This window comes from Kitasatospora sp. NPDC059812, assembly GCF_042732075.1.
Classification (GTDB): Bacteria; Actinomycetota; Actinomycetes; order Streptomycetales; family Streptomycetaceae; genus Kitasatospora.
Genome location: NZ_JBHWIO010000021.1, coordinates 63,881 through 78,108, shown reverse-complemented (window position 1 = coordinate 78,108; position 14,228 = coordinate 63,881). Strand labels below are relative to the sequence as shown.

The 14,228-nt window shown below is 71.6% G+C and carries 18 protein-coding genes; 10 read left to right on the top strand and 8 right to left on the bottom strand.

Annotated features, from left to right (window positions below; genetic code table 11):
* Positions 1-109 precede the first annotated feature (109 nt).
* A complete protein-coding gene (locus ACFV6D_RS13995; protein WP_380493488.1) occupies positions 110-1,108 on the top strand; it encodes an aldo/keto reductase in 999 nt (332 codons plus the stop codon).
* Between the two features lie 89 nt (positions 1,109-1,197).
* Entirely contained in the window at positions 1,198-2,010 is an 813-nt protein-coding gene (locus ACFV6D_RS13990; protein ID WP_380559811.1) for a DUF4253 domain-containing protein, read from the top strand.
* 60 nt (positions 2,011-2,070) lie between these two features.
* Here ACFV6D_RS13990 and ACFV6D_RS13985 read toward each other — a convergent pair whose 3' ends face one another.
* Positions 2,071-2,964, bottom strand: coding sequence for a helix-turn-helix transcriptional regulator (locus tag ACFV6D_RS13985; protein ID WP_380559809.1), 894 nt, complete (start codon positions 2,962-2,964; stop codon positions 2,071-2,073).
* A 27-nt stretch (positions 2,965-2,991) separates the two neighbouring features.
* Positions 2,992-3,798 carry an SDR family oxidoreductase gene (locus ACFV6D_RS13980; protein ID WP_380559807.1) on the bottom strand — a complete coding sequence of 269 codons (807 nt, stop codon included), beginning with the start codon at positions 3,796-3,798 and terminating at the stop codon, positions 2,992-2,994.
* Between the two features lie 410 nt (positions 3,799-4,208).
* On the opposite strand from ACFV6D_RS13980, the gene ACFV6D_RS13975 reads away from it, so the two are divergent.
* The 3 genes from ACFV6D_RS13975 (at position 4,209) to ACFV6D_RS13965 (ending at position 5,526) form a co-directional block, all read left to right on the top strand.
* Complete coding sequence (locus tag ACFV6D_RS13975; RefSeq protein WP_363376036.1) at positions 4,209-4,409, top strand: hypothetical protein; 201 nt, start codon at positions 4,209-4,211, stop codon at positions 4,407-4,409.
* 121 nt (positions 4,410-4,530) lie between these two features.
* Positions 4,531-5,100, top strand: coding sequence for a GNAT family N-acetyltransferase (locus ACFV6D_RS13970; RefSeq protein WP_380425183.1), 570 nt, complete (start codon positions 4,531-4,533; stop codon positions 5,098-5,100).
* A 51-nt stretch (positions 5,101-5,151) separates the two neighbouring features.
* A complete protein-coding gene (locus ACFV6D_RS13965) occupies positions 5,152-5,526 on the top strand; it encodes a hypothetical protein (RefSeq protein ID WP_380559806.1) in 375 nt (124 codons plus the stop codon).
* Positions 5,527-5,679: 153 nt separating this feature from the next.
* Here the strand turns inward: ACFV6D_RS13965 and ACFV6D_RS13960 are convergent, their stop codons facing one another.
* The 4 genes from ACFV6D_RS13960 to ACFV6D_RS13945 all read right to left on the bottom strand — a co-directional run bounded on the left by ACFV6D_RS13960 (position 5,680) and on the right by ACFV6D_RS13945 (position 8,907).
* A complete protein-coding gene (locus tag ACFV6D_RS13960; protein ID WP_380559804.1) occupies positions 5,680-6,444 on the bottom strand; it encodes a maleylpyruvate isomerase family mycothiol-dependent enzyme in 765 nt (254 codons plus the stop codon).
* Between the two features lie 254 nt (positions 6,445-6,698).
* Positions 6,699-7,505, bottom strand: a complete 807-nt coding sequence (locus ACFV6D_RS13955; RefSeq protein ID WP_380559843.1) for a class I SAM-dependent methyltransferase — start codon at positions 7,503-7,505, stop codon at positions 6,699-6,701.
* A 353-nt stretch (positions 7,506-7,858) separates the two neighbouring features.
* A complete protein-coding gene (locus ACFV6D_RS13950; RefSeq protein ID WP_380425187.1) occupies positions 7,859-8,071 on the bottom strand; it encodes a DUF397 domain-containing protein in 213 nt (70 codons plus the stop codon).
* The gene (locus ACFV6D_RS13945; RefSeq protein ID WP_380425190.1) at positions 8,068-8,907 is read right to left on the bottom strand and encodes a helix-turn-helix transcriptional regulator; all 840 of its coding nucleotides are present in this window, start codon (positions 8,905-8,907) and stop codon (positions 8,068-8,070) included. The genes ACFV6D_RS13950 and ACFV6D_RS13945 overlap by 4 nt, the downstream gene beginning before the upstream one ends.
* Before the next feature lie 114 nt (positions 8,908-9,021).
* Here ACFV6D_RS13945 and ACFV6D_RS13940 point away from each other — a divergent pair, with 114 nt between their 5' ends.
* The 3 genes from ACFV6D_RS13940 (at position 9,022) to ACFV6D_RS13930 (ending at position 10,013) form a co-directional block, all read left to right on the top strand.
* On the top strand, positions 9,022-9,219 hold the full coding sequence (locus ACFV6D_RS13940; RefSeq protein WP_380425193.1) for a hypothetical protein: 198 nt from the start codon (positions 9,022-9,024) through the stop codon (positions 9,217-9,219).
* Between the two features lie 11 nt (positions 9,220-9,230).
* Positions 9,231-9,470 carry a hypothetical protein gene (locus tag ACFV6D_RS13935; RefSeq protein WP_380559802.1) on the top strand — a complete coding sequence of 80 codons (240 nt, stop codon included), beginning with the start codon at positions 9,231-9,233 and terminating at the stop codon, positions 9,468-9,470.
* A 75-nt stretch (positions 9,471-9,545) separates the two neighbouring features.
* A complete protein-coding gene (locus tag ACFV6D_RS13930) occupies positions 9,546-10,013 on the top strand; it encodes an NUDIX domain-containing protein (RefSeq protein ID WP_380559800.1) in 468 nt (155 codons plus the stop codon).
* 133 nt (positions 10,014-10,146) lie between these two features.
* Here ACFV6D_RS13930 and ACFV6D_RS13925 read toward each other — a convergent pair whose 3' ends face one another.
* Positions 10,147-11,100 carry a hypothetical protein gene (locus ACFV6D_RS13925; protein ID WP_380559798.1) on the bottom strand — a complete coding sequence of 318 codons (954 nt, stop codon included), beginning with the start codon at positions 11,098-11,100 and terminating at the stop codon, positions 10,147-10,149.
* 278 nt (positions 11,101-11,378) lie between these two features.
* On the opposite strand from ACFV6D_RS13925, the gene ACFV6D_RS13920 reads away from it, so the two are divergent.
* Positions 11,379-11,702: a DUF1330 domain-containing protein gene (locus ACFV6D_RS13920; protein ID WP_380375549.1), complete on the top strand. Its 324-nt coding sequence runs from the start codon at positions 11,379-11,381 to the stop codon at positions 11,700-11,702.
* 13 nt (positions 11,703-11,715) lie between these two features.
* On the opposite strand, the gene ACFV6D_RS13915 is transcribed toward ACFV6D_RS13920, so the two are convergent.
* Positions 11,716-12,669 carry an NAD-dependent epimerase/dehydratase family protein gene (locus ACFV6D_RS13915; protein ID WP_380559796.1) on the bottom strand — a complete coding sequence of 318 codons (954 nt, stop codon included), beginning with the start codon at positions 12,667-12,669 and terminating at the stop codon, positions 11,716-11,718.
* A gap of 177 nt (positions 12,670-12,846) precedes the next feature.
* Here ACFV6D_RS13915 and ACFV6D_RS13910 point away from each other — a divergent pair, with 177 nt between their 5' ends.
* Positions 12,847-14,196: an ALF repeat-containing protein gene (locus tag ACFV6D_RS13910; RefSeq protein ID WP_380559795.1), complete on the top strand. Its 1,350-nt coding sequence runs from the start codon at positions 12,847-12,849 to the stop codon at positions 14,194-14,196.
* The last annotated feature ends 32 nt before the right edge of the window (positions 14,197-14,228 follow it).

Genomic DNA, 14,228 nt, shown 5'->3' with positions numbered 1-14,228 from the left:
TGGCTGACCGGCGCATCCGGCCGACCGCCCGACCCCGGCGGCCGGATGCGCCGGCCGACCCGACGGTAAAGTCCCAGGTGAGCACCGTCGCGCCCGAGGAGACCCCGCCATGCCGACCGACCCCGCCACCGGAGCCGCCGCCGACCGCCCGCCGATCGCGCGGTACGGCCTGGGCACCGCAGCCGTCGGCCGGCCCGGCTACATCACCCTCGGACGCGACGGCGACCTGCCCGCCGAACGCACCGTCGAGGCGCTGCGCGACCGCACCCACGCCCTGCTCGACGCCGCCTACGCCGCCGGCGTGCGCTACCTCGACACCGCCCGCTCCTACGGCCGCGCCGAGGAGTTCGTCGCCCAGTGGCTCGCCGAACACCCCGCGGCCGCCGCCGAGGTGACGGTCGGCAGCAAATGGGGCTACACCTACACGGCCGACTGGCAGACCACCGGCGTGGCCGCGCACGAGGTCAAGGAACACTCCACGGCGGTGTTCGACCGCCAGATCCACGAGACCCGCTCCCTGCTGGGCCCGCACCTGGACGTCTACCTGGTCCACTCCGTCACCCCCGACAGCCCCGCCCTGACCGACACCGCCCTGCACGCCCGCCTGGCCGACCTGGCCGGACAGGGCGTGCGGGTCGGCCTGTCCACCAGCGGCCCGGCCCAGGCGGACACCATCCGCGCCGCCCTGGCCGTCACCGTGGACGGCCGCCCGCTGTTCACCGCCGTCCAGGCCACCTGGAACCTGCTCGAACCCTCCGCCGCCCCCGCCCTGGCCGAAGCCCACGCCGCCGGCTGGCTGGTCGTCGTCAAGGAAGGCATGGCCAACGGCCGCCTCGCCGGGCGCAACGCCACCGGGAACGACACCGCCGCACTGCGCGCCCTCGCCACCCGCACCGGCGCCCCCCTCGACGCCCTCGCCCTGGCCGCGGCCGCCGCCCAGCCCTGGGCCGACCTCGTCCTGTCCGGCGCGGCGACCGTCGACCAGCTCGCCTCCAACCTCACCGCCGCCACCCTGCACCCCGACCCCGACGACCTGGCCGCCCTCGCCGTCCTGGCCGAACCCGCCCCGGCGTACTGGCGCACCCGCGCCGCCCTGCCCTGGGCCTGAACCACCCCCGCCGCACCGCGGGCCCGAACCCCGCCGCCCGACCCCCCTGCCCGAACTCCCTTGTCAGTGACCGCCCCTACGGTGGCCCCATGACCTCGGACCTGTCCCGTCTCCTGCCCGCCACCCTCCCGCCCGGCCGCCTGGTCGGCGGCGAGGACGGGCCGGAGCCGCTGCTGTGGATCAGCGACGCCCCCGCCCCCGCCGGCCTGTGGCAGCAACTCCACCGCGCCCACCCGCAGTCCGGCCTGTGGCCGCTGCTGCTCGTCCCCCTCGGCGACGGCGCCGACTACCGCCCCTGGCTGTCCGGCGAACTCTTCCCGGCCTCCGCCTCCGACCCCACCCTCTACGACCCCGACGCCCTGCTGCGCCGCTGGTGGCAGCAGCTCGGCGGCGCCGACGAGGACGCGCCCGAGGGCCCGCTCGACACCGAGGACGCCGCCGAACTCCACGCCGCCCTGGCCCCCTTCGGCCCCGCCTGGCCCGGCACCGCCCCCGCCGCGGCCGTCCCCGACGGCGCCCCCGGCATCGAGGCCCGCGGCCTGGCCGACGTGCTGCTGTCCGTACGGGACGCGCGCCTGGGCCTGGTCGAGGCGGGCAGCGGCGCCGAGGCACTGGCCGCCTGCGGCTGGAGCGGCCCGCTCAACCACGAGGACGACACCGCCAAGATCGCCGCCGTGCTCGCCGACTGGGAGCGCCGCTTCGGCGCCCAGGTCGTCCAAGTCGGCTTCGACACCCTGGAGTTGAGCGTCGCCGTCCCGCCCGCCACGCTCGCCGAGGCCCTCCCGCTGGCCGCCGAGCACACCGCCTTCTGCCCCGACCTCGTCTTCCAGGGCACCGGCACCCTGACCGCCTACGCCGAAGGCCTCGTCGCCGCCCACCAGTGGTCGTTCTGGTGGGACTGACCCGGCACCCGCTCCCGCCACCGGGCCCGGATCCACCGGACCAGTACTGAAGGGGTCGGGCTATCCGTTGTGTGCTTCGAGCTCGGTCGCCGGCGCTTGTTGGGTGGCCGCCCACGACGCCAGGAGCGCCAGATTGTCAGCGGTCGGTGTGCCCGCGGGTGCGGTGTAGACGTTGAGGTGCAGGCCGGGTTCGGCGGGCAGTCCCAGGGACTCGACGTCCAAGTCGAGCCGGCCCACGATCGGATGGCGCACACGCTTGCGGCCGGACCGGTGCAGCCGCACGTCCTGAGATGCCCACCGCTGCCGGAACAGCTCACTGGACGTCGACAGTTCGCCGACCAGGGTGATCAGTTCCTCGTCGTGCGGATTGCGGCCGGCTTCCATGCGCAGCTTCGCGGCCACTCCGCCGGCAATGTGGTCGTAGTCGACAAAGAAATCCCTGGCCGCCTCGGGGTTCAGATAGACGAACCGCGCCGTGTTCGCGGGCCGTCGCGAGTCGGCCAGCACCGGCGAATACAGCGCGCGAGCGAGTCGGTTCGTGGCGAGCACGTCGTAGCGGCCGTTACCGATCCAGGCCGGCGCACCGGAGATCGCGTCGAGCACCTGCTGCAGCGTCGAGCGCACCGTCACGGCAGGCCTGCGCCGGCGTGGGCCGCTGGGCGCCGTGGACTGGCGCGCGAGGTGGAACAGGTGGTCGCGCTCGGCCTCGTCGAGTTGCAGGGCAGAGGCCAGTGCGTCGAGCACGCCATCGGAGACACCGGCGAGCCTGCCGCGCTCCATGCGCACGTAGTAGTCGACCGATACCCCCGCCAGCAGCGCCACCTCCTCGCGGCGCAGACCCTTGACCCGACGGTTGCCGCCGTAAGCGGGCAGGCCCGCCTGCGCGGGTGCGATGCGGGCGCGGCGCGAGCTGAGGAACTCCCGGATCTCGGTGCGCAGATCCATCGTGGCCATCCCCTCACCGTAGGCCGGTCCCGCAGTCTAAGGGGTGCCCGATGCGGTCGTCGCGATGCCGCCGTCCACCGGGATGACGGTGCCCGTGAGGTAGGACCCGGCCCGGCTGGCGAGAAACACGGCGATACCCGCCATGTCGTCGGCGCGGCCGATCCGGCGCAGAGGGGCCGCCGCTGCGATCGTGTCGCCGACGGCATCGAGCGTGGACGCCGTCATCTGCGACGGGAACATTCCCGGTGCCACCGCGTTCACCGTGACGTGCTGCGGGCCCAGCTCCCTGGCAAGCACCCTGGTGAGTTGATGAAGAGCCGCTTTGCTGCTGGCGTACGAGTAGTTGGGCGACTGGGCGACGTGGATGGCGGCGATACTGCCGATGTTGATGATCCGCGCGGGATCATCGGCGGTGCCCGCCCTGCGAAGTGCCGGGAGCAGCGCCTGCACCAGCCAGAACGGCGACTTGAGGTTGAGGTCGATCACCGCGTCCCAGGCCTCGTCCGGAAACGTCTCCAGCGGCTCGCGCCACATCGCCCCCGCATTGTTGACAAGGATGTCCAGGCGTCCCGAGCCGGCCTCGACAAGATCGGCGAGGCGCTGACACTCGTCGTGCCTGGACAGGTCGGCGGGAATTGCTTGAACGTCGCCGAATTCGGACAGCAGCTGCTGTGCCTCCGCGCACGCGTCCGCCTTGCGCGAGCTGATGACGACGCGGGCGCCCGCCTGGAGAAGGCCGCGCGCTATCATCAGCCCGATTCCCCTGGTGCCGCCGGTGACAAGGGCGTACTTCCCGCTCAGATCGAAAAGTTCCGTGTGAGCGGTGAATTGATTGTCCGCCATTGGTCTCCGTCCCTTCTGCCGTGGAAGAACGCGCCGACACGGTCGCGCATTCGGGGCAGCTGAGTTGAACTGATGGGGGCGAAGCTGCAGCGTGTGTCCATGGTGACAGGCGTTTTGGACGTCCGGGAGACCCTGGTGATACAGGTACTGCGAGAGCCCCCCTTGCCTGATGCGCTGACCCCGGCACCCGTTCCCACCGCCGAGTTCGGGGCCGTCGGGGACGTCGAGCCACCGCAGGCCGTGCCTCGCCAGGCTCGCCCACCGTCTGGGCAGATGTGGTTCAGCGTCGGCTCGTCATCCAGAGCGACACCGTCAGGCGCCGCCGCCCCCGGACCGTCTGAAAGAGGCTCTGCCCGCGCTTTCGTGAATGATCTTCGAGGCGCTTGCTGCGGATTGAGTAGCCTCTCGCCATGACCGAGATCAAGCCAACCAATCCTCAGACCGAAGCCGACCGTGGGCGCGTGGCACTCTGGCTGGATCCTGGCGATCTGGCCTGGCTGGCTCGGCACTGCTGCTGCCCGGACGACGCGACCGAGGAGGTGAAAGACCGCTGCGGCCGTATCCGCTTCCGCGCGAGCGCCGCGCTGCACAAGAGTGGTCGAACGAGCTGACCACAGCCCTCGCGGCCTACCTGAAGATCATTCACGGAACTGCGGTCAGAACGCCACCCGGTGACAGGCGCGGCCCGAAAACTCCCTGGACCGTCCGACCCGTCTCGGCCATGATCCTCACGTGGCCACCTACCTCGAGTCCGAGCGCCTGACCCTCCGCCCCTTCGCCGCCGCCGACGCGGACCTGCTGATCGAGCTGGACAGCGACCCGGCGGTGATGCGCTACCTGAACGGCGGCGCTCCAACCCCGCCAGAGGAGGTCCGCGACCTCGCCATCCCCAGCATCCTCGCCGGCTACGAGCGCTGGAATCATGACCTCGGCCTGTTCGCCGCGGACGAGAAGGACGGCGGCGCGTTCGTCGGCTGGTTCTGCCTGCGTCCGCTGCGCAGCGGCCCGCGTGAGGAGGCCGAACTCGGCTATCGCCTGCGCCAGGCGGCCTGGGGCCGGGGCTACGCCACCGAAGTCTCGCAGGCGCTGCTGGCGAAGGGGTTCGCCGAGCTCGGCATCCGCATGGTCTGGGCCGAGACGATGACCGTGAACCGCCCTTCGCGTAACGTCATGGAGAAGCTCGGGATGACGCTCGCGGAGAACATCCCCACGCCGGACTACATGATGGCGGTCGAGGGTTCCGAGCACGGGGGTGTGCGGTACGAGATCACGAAGGAGCAGTGGGAGCGGCGGCAGGCGTAGGCGGCGAGAGGCGCGGCGCCCGTGGATGTGAAGTCATCGGCCCGCGCGGCCTTGTCTCATCACGCCCTATCGGGCATATCCCCGCAGCATCTTGCCGAACTCGTCGCTGAGCTCGTCCCTGCCTGGGAGGCGCAGCAGGAGTCTGCGCTGCGGGAGCGGCGCGGCGGCGACCGCCGCCCCGGCGTCAAGGTGCATGTCGACGAGGGCTACCGGGGCCTCGCCAACCAGTTCCCACGCCAGGTCACCGCCCCACCCCGCAAGCCGAAGAAGGACGCGCCCCTCGGCGAGCAGCACGCCTGGCGGCACGAACGCCGAGCGCAGTCCTCCAACCGGATCTGCGTGGAACACGCCAACGCCGAGTACAAGCAGTGGCGCAGCGCTACACCGGCCGCCGCGAATATTTCGCCGAGACCCAAGCCGCCATAGCCGGCCTGGTCTCCGACCGGTCAGCCCGCCGGGCCACCCGCAAGACGAGCAAAGAACTCGTCTCGCCGCCGACGCCCGCCCGACGTCCTGCTGATCGATCCCAGGCGGATTGCTCAGCCGAGCCTGCCCGGATTCTTATCGCTCCCCAAGCCGTCAGCCCCCGTTCTGCAGCTGCTGGAGCAGGTCGGCGTCGCCCTCCATCCGCAGCGAGCCGTTCGGGATGCGCATGTACATGAGCAGGGCCGTCTCGCTCGCCGTGCCGTAGATGGCGGCGGTGGGCTTGCTCTCGGCGGCCTCCGCCGCGGTGAGGCGGGTGAAGCGGGAACCGGCGGCGTCCACCGTCTGGCGCCAGGAGCCGGCCTCGGCTGCGTGGTAGTCCATGGTGGCGGGCTCGTGCGGCCACGGGACGGTGACGGTGCAGACGGTGGCGAGGAACTCCTCGATGGCGTCGACCGCCTCGGTCGTCGGCAGCTCCTGCGGCGTACCGGAGGCCAGCTGGGCGTCGTAGGTGTGGATCAGCGACTCGTGGACGCGGCGGCGGGCCACGGCGGCCCCCGTGTGCAGCGAGGCCAGCGGCTCCCACCAGGCCCAGCAGACCCGGTCCGGGCCGGCCTCGCGCAGAGCGGCAAGCAGCTGCTCCGTCGAGTCGGCCAGCCAGGCTATGAGGGCCTCTCGCTCCCTGGGCGCCGCCAGCCCGTCCTTGCTCGGCCGCTCGTCGCCCGGCGCGGTGTTCAGCACGATGTAGGCCCAGAAGCGGTCCCCCTCACTGAGGTGGTTCGCCAGGTCGTACAGCGTCCAGCCCGGGCAGGACGGGACGTCGGCGTCGAGGCTGGGGGCAGTGGCGACGGCGGCGCGGAACGCGGCGGACCGCTCGTCGATCATCTGCAGCAGGGTGGGGAAGGAGAATTGCTCAGTCACGCAGACCTTGTATCACCCGGACCGGAACTCTCGCACTCGATTTAAGGCCCCCCAAATGAGATGTCCTCTTAACTCCACTGCCAGCATGGCCAACTCACGACAACCTGATACGCGATGCCATCAGTACACCTTGGGTAGCCTGAAGCTCTAACCTGGTTCGGTGTTCGAGGGCGCCGGGCCGGGCCGGCCGGGTTGCGGAAGTGCAAGGGCTGCGGGATCCGACTGAGGTCGGAAGGTTTGGCCGGGGTGGCACTTCAGCGTGCGGTGACCCAGTACCCCGCGAGCGGGCGGTTGCCGTGCGGTGCGGCGACGGCCCGCAGGACGTCGCTCTGGCTGAGGACGAGTTGCCGTACCGGTTCGGACAGCGCGGCCAACCGTTCTCCTCCGGTGATCAGGTCGAGACAGGCGGCGATCTCCCAGTCCGCGTCCTGGAGTGCGTCGGTGTCGACCGGCCCGTCGCCGTCCGCTGTCCAGCCCGCCTCGGGCAGGAGCCGCAGCAGCGCCTCGCGGGAGAAGGACGTGCGGATGTTGCCCTCGCCGTGTGAGCCTGCAGCCTCGATCTGGCCCTGGATCAATACTGCGAGCAGGTGCGCCAGCTGGTCGCCGCAGGAGGGCGTCAGGTCCCACTCGGTGAACCACAGCCGCCGTGTCCAGGGCCGCACCCGGGCCAGCGTGTCGCGCAGCTGCCCGAGCGAGGCGAAGTACCAGGAGCAGTGGGTGAGCACGACGTGGTCGAAGGTGTCGGAGGGGAAGTCGACCGACGGGTCGCGGACATCCGTGCTGAAGCGGAAGTCGATGCGCGGCCCGACCGGGCTCGCCGCGATCCGGGCCGCCGATTCCCCGAGCGTGACCGGCGCCCCGTAGGTCGGATCGGCGACATCGACGGCCACCACGCGTCCCTGGGGTCCGACAGCCTCCGCGAGGACGGCGGTCATATCGCCCTGCCCGCAACCCAGTTCGAGGACGGTGGATCCGGGCTCGATGTCCCAGCTCTCCACGAGTGAAGCGCGGTGGCGTGTCTGTGTCAGCTGAGCGTCCGGGCTGTGGTCGGCAGCGGCCATGGTCTTCACGAGCAACGGAATCCTGGCGTGGAGATCGAAGTGCTTCACACAATCCTCAGTGGCTATTCGGCGAACCGGTGAGGACGAGGGTACGAGACGCCCCTTGGCGGCGCCTGCGATTTCTCGCTCGAGTCCTGCTCACGACAACAGCAGATCCGATCAGCCTTCAGTGAGAATCGGTCTACCTTCGGTGAGCGGGGACAGCGGCCGGCGAGCGGCAACACCCACTGCAGCCTCGATGAGTTCACCGCTCCGTGCTCCTTCTTCCCATGCAGGCGAAGGACTGCCGGATCCAGAGCGAGAGTGTCAGGTGCCGCCGCCCCGAGCCGGGTCGGCGGCACCATCGAGCAGCGTCAGTTGGCGCCGAACTCGCCGGTGCGGACGGCGGTGACGAAGGACTGCCAGGCGTCGGCGGGGAAGACGAGGGCCGGGCCGTGAGGGTCCTTGGAGTCGCGCACGGGCATGACGCTCGGGAAGCCGGGCGCGATCTCGACGCATTGCCCCCCGTCAGTGCTGTGGGAGGACTTGACCCAGTGGGCAGAGGACAGGTCGGGGCGGAAGCTCATGGTGCCAGTTCCTTCCGGATGCTTCTGATCATGGCCAGGGACTCGGCCCTGGGCGGCGCGTCTACCTGAAGACGATCGTATCTCCTGCGCCACGTCACGACAGTGGCCCGATCGCGTTCGAGGAAACCCCGGTGCAGTGTCTCGGTGTACCCGAACTGGGTGTTGTCCCCGACGGTCAGCAGCGTGACGGCTGAGCGGAACGATCGGTGGACCCCCATGGTGAAGGGGACGACCTGCATCAGGACGTTCGGCAGTCCTTCGGCCAGGTCTTCGAGCCGCTGGAGCTGTTCCACCATGACGGCGGGACCACCGAGCCGCCATCGAAGAGCACTCTCGTCGAGGGCGACGAAGACCAGGGGCGGGGGCGTGCGCTCCAGGAACTTCTGCCGGGCCATCCGGAAGTTGAGACGTTCCTCGGCCTGGTCGGCGGTGACCTCGCCCAGATCCACGGCGCCGGCCAACTCGGCCTCGGCGTAGGCCCGGGTCTGGAGCAAACCAGGAATGGCGCCAATTTCGAACAGCCTTATCTCCGTGGCCTGGGTCTCGTGCTTGGCGAATTCGGCGAATCCCTCGGCGAGACCGGCGCTGTTGGAGGCCTGAAGCCACATCAGCGTCAGGGAGCCGTGGGTCCCGAGGACTTCGTCCGCCTTCTCGGCGAATCGTCTCGACACCTGCTTCGTGGCAGTTTCAGCGACCGAGATCGTGGACGGGTGGCACCCGATGCGCCTCGCAAGCTGGCCCTGGGTGAGGCCGGCCGCCACTCGTGACCTGCGAAGCAGTACTCCGAAGGGGGCCCAGCGGCTTGACTCTGGATCGATTTCCCTGATGTTCACCATGGGTGCTCCAACGTGGATGCCCTGGAAGACAAGTCCATCTTCGCTTCCGATGCTAGGTGGCGCGGGGCCACCATGTGCACAGAACGTGAAACATCGATCGCGGAGGGTTTTCTCATGGCCCATGACCAGGTTCCCCGCCTCCACGGCTACGGCGTGCGCTGGGACACCGAGGCCCGCCTCTACCGGGTCCGGAACGAGCTCACCCGGGATTGGCTGCGCCAACCGGACGGTGAGCTCGGCGGGTTCGGCTCCTTCTCCGAGGCCTGGAGCGCCTGGCGCGTCTTCGAGGTCCACAAGCGGCCGGGGGAGTGAGCGTGTCCTCGATGCTCTCCCGCGTGACCGCCGAGCAGCGGCGGCAGGCCGCCGACGTCCTGGACGACCTGACGGCCGTCCTCGCCCTGGGCGGGGTGAAGTTGCCTTCCGTCGGGGTGGATTGGGAGCACGGCCGCAGGACCGGCTGCTACCTCATCGGCCTGGGCTGCGCCCGTCCGTCCGCGCTCCTGCGGGTCGTCGACCTGCTCCGCAAGGGGCTGCGCTACGAGCGCCTGACGCATGACGGCTGAGCTTCTCGTCCGCCTGCTGTGGTGGGCGGGCTTCTCCCTCGTACTCCTCGCCGCCCTCAGAAGGTGAACCGCCCGATGCAAGACCCCCGTCTGCTCGCCAAGCCGCCGGTGTGCCGGCTCGGCTGCCTCGTCCTCGTGCGCAACCCGCGCGGCGACGTTCTCCTCGTCGACCCGGACTACATGGACGGGCTGATCCTGCCCGGTGGCGCCGCGAAGCCGAACGAGCCCCCGCACCTCGCCGCCGCCCGCAACCTGCACGCGGAGACCGGGCTCGACCTGCGCCTCGCCGACGTCCTCGCGGTCGACTTCACCCCCGCCGACCGCTACCTGGAGCGCCTCAACCTGGTCTTCGACGGCGGCACCATTGCCGACAGTGCCCACCTCACCGTCCCGCCCCGGCACCGCAGCGGCCTGTTCGGTGCCCGCTTCGTCCCCGTCCGCCAACTCCACGACGTCATGGCGCCCTCCCAAGCCGCCCGTGCCACCGAGGCGTTGGCGGGCTGCGCGCTGCCCGTCCTCCTCCACGGACAGCGCGCGACCTGAGGACCGCCGCCGGGTTGGGGTGGTCGGTGCCCACATCGGCCCAGGCGGTGACGCGTTCGGCACTTCGGCACTTCGGCAATGAGAAGGGGCGGGCGCCAGGATCGGCGCCCGCCCTCCCTCATTCAGGGTGCGGTCAGCTCCAGGGGTTGGCCGGCTGGTCGGTGATGGCGGTCCAGAAGCGGGTGCCGGCGGGCAGGGTGCCGTTGGCCCACAGGCCCCAGCCCGAGGCGTCGTGGAACTCGGCCATCCGGAAGCCGGTGCCGAAGTAGCCGGCGCAGAGCTGGTCGGCGGCGGCCCGGCTGGAGAGCTGGCTGCCGGAGGTGGGGATGGTGGCCTTCACCTCGCCGCCGGCCCAGCTGTGGTAGCCGCTGGTGGGGACGCCGGCGGGGGCGGGGCGGCCGTCCTGCTTGAGGCACAGCACGGGCAGCTGCGCGGTGGCGGGGGTGTCGCCGCTGTACGCGTTGCTGCTGTTGTCGTTGCCGACGTGCACGACGTTGTCGGCGCGCTGCTCAAGGGTGGCCCAGGTCATGCCGTTGTGGGTGGCGACGCCGCCGAACAGGGCCACGTAGGTGCTGCGGTAGATGTCCCACTCCTGGTACCCGCCGTCGTTGCAGTCGAACATGTAGGGCCGCCAGCCGCCGCCGCCGATCCTGTGCTCGGTGTTGTCCAGGCACTGGGAGTTGGAGATGTTCTGCAGCCGCACCCCGAACAGGTCGTACCTCGACGTGCTGTCGGCCGCGGTCCACGGCGTGACCCGCCACATCTGCGAGGTGGCGTTGGCGACGCACCCGGCGCTGGAGGGGGTGTAGTCGGCGGTCAGGCAGTAGCGCTGGTCGTTGGTGTTGTTGAGGGTGTAGACGCTCGGCAGGCCCGGGACGGGCTTGAACACCCACTGGCCCGGGCCGTCGGACGGCGCGCAGGGACGCAGGTGCGTGCCCGTCAGTACGCCGTCGGGACAGCGCTCGGACTTCTGGTTGAACAGGACCGTCGAGGGGGTGTCGGCAGAGGCCGAGCCGCCCGGGACCAGCACCAGGCCGGTCAGGGCGAGCGCGATGCCGAGGACGATACGCCGGACTAGCGAACGCACAGAGCTCTCCAGGGAGGGGGACGACGAGGGGCGGCGGCCGGTCCGGAGGGCCCCCCGGGCCACCCGGTCCGTCCGCCGCCGCCAGCGTGTCAGCGTCCGATCAACCGCCGGTATCCCAGCTTTCTGGGGGGTCGTCCGACACCCCGCCTGGTCAGGGGGACGGCCAGGGGCGGCCCGGGCTACGTACCCCCTACCGATCCGCGACGGATTCGCCCCCTCCGCCCCCGCCCGTACCGTCGGAGACCACGGACACCGGATCAACCCCCAGGAGCACAGCGATGACCGCCTACGCGATGGCCCAGGTCCACTCGGTCGAGTTCGGCCCCGACATCGTCGAGTACCTCCAGCGCATCGACGCCACCCTGGACCCCTTCGACGGCCGCTTCCTCATCCACGGCGACCGGATCGAGACCGTCGAAGGCACCTGGGGACAGGACCTCATCCTCATCGAGTTCCCCGACCACCAACGCCTGCGCGCCTGGTACGACTCGCCCGCCTACCAGGCGATCCTCCCGCTGCGCACCCGCCACATGACCGCCGACGTGGTCTTCGCCCGGGGCGTGCCCGTCGGCTACCGCGGCGCCGACGCCCTCAAGCACTGACCGGCCCGGGGGCTCAACGCCCCTGCGCCCGCTCGCGCCACCACCGCACCGTCGCCTCCACCTGCTCCTCCAGCGCGGTCGCGCGCACCGCGAACGCGGCCTCGTAGGCGCAGGCGTCCACCACGAACGGGCGGTCGAACTGGTAACGGACCTCCCGCAGTTCACGCAGCAGCGGGGAGAACAGCCCCGCCGCGCCCAGCAGCGCCTGCGGGAGCCGGCGCACCGCGACCGGTCCGACGCCCGCCTGCGCGGCCAGCCGTTCCACCATCGCGCGCACCGGCAGCGCGGGGGCCGTCGGCACGTGCCAGGCCCGCCCCCAGGCCCGCTCCTCGCCCGCGACCTCGGCCAACGCCCGCGCCACGTCCGGCAGGTACGTCCAGCTGTGCGGCGCGTCCGGGTCGCCGAGCACCGCGATGCTCCGGCCCTTCAACAGGCCCGGCATCACCCGCGAGGCCAGGTGCCCGCCGTCCGTCACCCCGGGGCCGAAGAAGTCCGAGGCCCGCACCTCGACCGCCCGGATCCGCCCGGCCCCGTGCAGCGCCCGCGCCTGCTCCCACGCCGCCGCCCGCACCCGCCCCTTGGGGCCGGCCGCGGCCAGCGGCAGGTCCTCGGTCATCGGACCGCGCACCGGACCGTAGCCGTAGAGGTTGCCGAGCATGACCAGCACCGCCCCGGTGGCCTCGGCCGCCGCGCACAGCGAGGAGGCCAGCGCCGGCCACCGCGCCGCCCACTGCGGCAGCGGCGGCGCCGCGCAGCCGTAGATCGCCGCTGCGCCGCGTGCGGCCTCCGTCAGTCGCGCGCGATCGCCCGCGTCCAGCGCCACGTGCTCGATGCCGGGCACCGGAGCCCCGCCCCGCGCGGGGCTCCCCGACCTGGTGACGACCCGTACGGTGTGCCCCTGCCCGGCCAGCAGGCGGGCGGTGGCGGCCCCGGCGGGCCCGTATCCGACAACCACGTGGAAGCTCATCCGCCCCACCCTAGGGTCTGGGGCCGTGGGTGTTGCGGGTGTTGCGGGTGTTGCGGGTGCTGTGGGGGTGCTGTGGGGGTGCGGTGCGGGCGGCGGCAAATATTTGGTATGGCAACCGTAAAAGAAGATCTATGCTGACGGTCGTTCACAATCTCTCCGCACAACGCAAGGTGCTGAATGAAGCTGCCCCGGGTGTCCGCCGTCGTCGCGGCCGCCGTCCTGGCCCCCGCCGTCCTCTTCCCGTCGATGGCCTCCGCCGCCGACAACCCCCAGCCGGCCGGCGTCTCGGGCCCTGACACCGCGTCCAAGGGCGCCGAGGACCAGGGGACGGGCCAGGAGGAGCACGACCGCGCCGAGGTGCGGCGCATCCTGGCTGACAAGGAGACCGGCCCGGCCGTGCGTGCGGCGGGGGAGAAGGCCCTCGCGGGCACGGCCGCCGACGTGCGGCACTTCCTGGACGTCGAACTCGACGAGCGGCGCCAGCCCGACAACCGGCTGAAGGTCGTCTGGATCACCAACGGTGCCGGGCCGGTACTGAAGAAGGCGGCCGACAAGGCGCTGCGGGGCAGTTACCAGGACATCCTGGACTTCCTGAAGGAGGGCCAGTTCACGGCCCGCGCCGAGGACGAGGACCGCGCCAAGGTGCAGGGCATCCTCGACGACAAGGAGACCGGCCCGGCTGTGCGCGCGGCGGGGGAGAAGGCCCTCGCGGGCACGGCCGCCGACGTGCGGTACTTCCTGGACGTCGAACTCGACGAGCGGCGTCAGACCGACAACCGGGTGATGGTCGCCCGGATCTTCGACGGCGCCGGGCCGGCGGTGAAGGCGGCCGCCCGGAAGGCGATATCCGGCAGCAACCAGGAAGTCCTGGACTTCCTGAAGGAGGGCCAGTTCATCGCCCGCGCCGAGGACGAGGACCGCGCCAAGGTGCAGGGCATCCTCGACGACAAGGAGACCGGCCCGGGCGTGCGCGCGGCGGGGGAGAAGGCCCTCGCGGGCACCGCCGCCGACGTGCGGCACTTCCTGGACGTCGAACTCGACGAGCGGCGCCAGACCGACAACCGGCTGAAGGTCGTCCGGATCTCCGACGGCGCCGGACCGGCACTGAGCAAGGCGGCCGACAAGGCGCTGCGGGGCAGCTACCAGGACATCCTGAACTTCCTGAAGGAGGGCCAGTTCACGGCCCGCGCCGAGGACGAGGCCGCGAACAAGCCGGCCCCGCAGCCGGCCCGGCCCGCCGAGCAGCCGCAGACCGCCACCGGCGCCCAGTCGGCCGTCCGGCCCGCCGCCCTGACCACCACGACGGACACGACCGCGACGGGCACGACCGCGGGCACGACCACGGCGGGCACCACCGCCGGGACGGCCACGGCCACCACCGGCACCACCACGGTCACCACCCGCCCCGGCCAGCTCGCCGCCACCGGCACCGAGGGCCTCGGCTGGGAGGCCGGCGGCGCCGCCGCAGCCCTGGCCGCGGGTGCGGCGCTCGTCGTCGCCTCCCGCCGCCGCTCCACCGAGAGCTGACGCCCCCGCGCGCCCCGGCCGCCCACGCGGCC

Excerpts from the sequence above, each read along its gene's own strand:
- ACFV6D_RS13995 (WP_380493488.1), top strand. The coding sequence starts at position 110 with ATGCCGACCGACCCCGCCACCGGAGCCGCCGCCGACCGCCCGCCGATC.
- ACFV6D_RS13990 (WP_380559811.1), top strand. The coding sequence starts at position 1,198 with ATGACCTCGGACCTGTCCCGTCTCCTGCCCGCCACCCTCCCGCCCGGC.
- ACFV6D_RS13985 (WP_380559809.1), bottom strand. The coding sequence starts at position 2,964 with ATGGCCACGATGGATCTGCGCACCGAGATCCGGGAGTTCCTCAGCTCG.
- ACFV6D_RS13980 (WP_380559807.1), bottom strand. The coding sequence starts at position 3,798 with ATGGCGGACAATCAATTCACCGCTCACACGGAACTTTTCGATCTGAGC.
- ACFV6D_RS13975 (WP_363376036.1), top strand. The coding sequence starts at position 4,209 with ATGACCGAGATCAAGCCAACCAATCCTCAGACCGAAGCCGACCGTGGG.
- ACFV6D_RS13955 (WP_380559843.1), bottom strand. The coding sequence starts at position 7,505 with ATGGCCGCTGCCGACCACAGCCCGGACGCTCAGCTGACACAGACACGC.
- ACFV6D_RS13950 (WP_380425187.1), bottom strand. The coding sequence starts at position 8,071 with ATGAGCTTCCGCCCCGACCTGTCCTCTGCCCACTGGGTCAAGTCCTCC.
- ACFV6D_RS13945 (WP_380425190.1), bottom strand. The coding sequence starts at position 8,907 with ATGGTGAACATCAGGGAAATCGATCCAGAGTCAAGCCGCTGGGCCCCC.
- ACFV6D_RS13940 (WP_380425193.1), top strand. The coding sequence starts at position 9,022 with ATGGCCCATGACCAGGTTCCCCGCCTCCACGGCTACGGCGTGCGCTGG.
- ACFV6D_RS13935 (WP_380559802.1), top strand. The coding sequence starts at position 9,231 with ATGCTCTCCCGCGTGACCGCCGAGCAGCGGCGGCAGGCCGCCGACGTC.
- ACFV6D_RS13930 (WP_380559800.1), top strand. The coding sequence starts at position 9,546 with ATGCAAGACCCCCGTCTGCTCGCCAAGCCGCCGGTGTGCCGGCTCGGC.
- ACFV6D_RS13920 (WP_380375549.1), top strand. The coding sequence starts at position 11,379 with ATGACCGCCTACGCGATGGCCCAGGTCCACTCGGTCGAGTTCGGCCCC.
- ACFV6D_RS13915 (WP_380559796.1), bottom strand. The coding sequence starts at position 12,669 with ATGAGCTTCCACGTGGTTGTCGGATACGGGCCCGCCGGGGCCGCCACC.
- ACFV6D_RS13910 (WP_380559795.1), top strand. The coding sequence starts at position 12,847 with ATGAAGCTGCCCCGGGTGTCCGCCGTCGTCGCGGCCGCCGTCCTGGCC.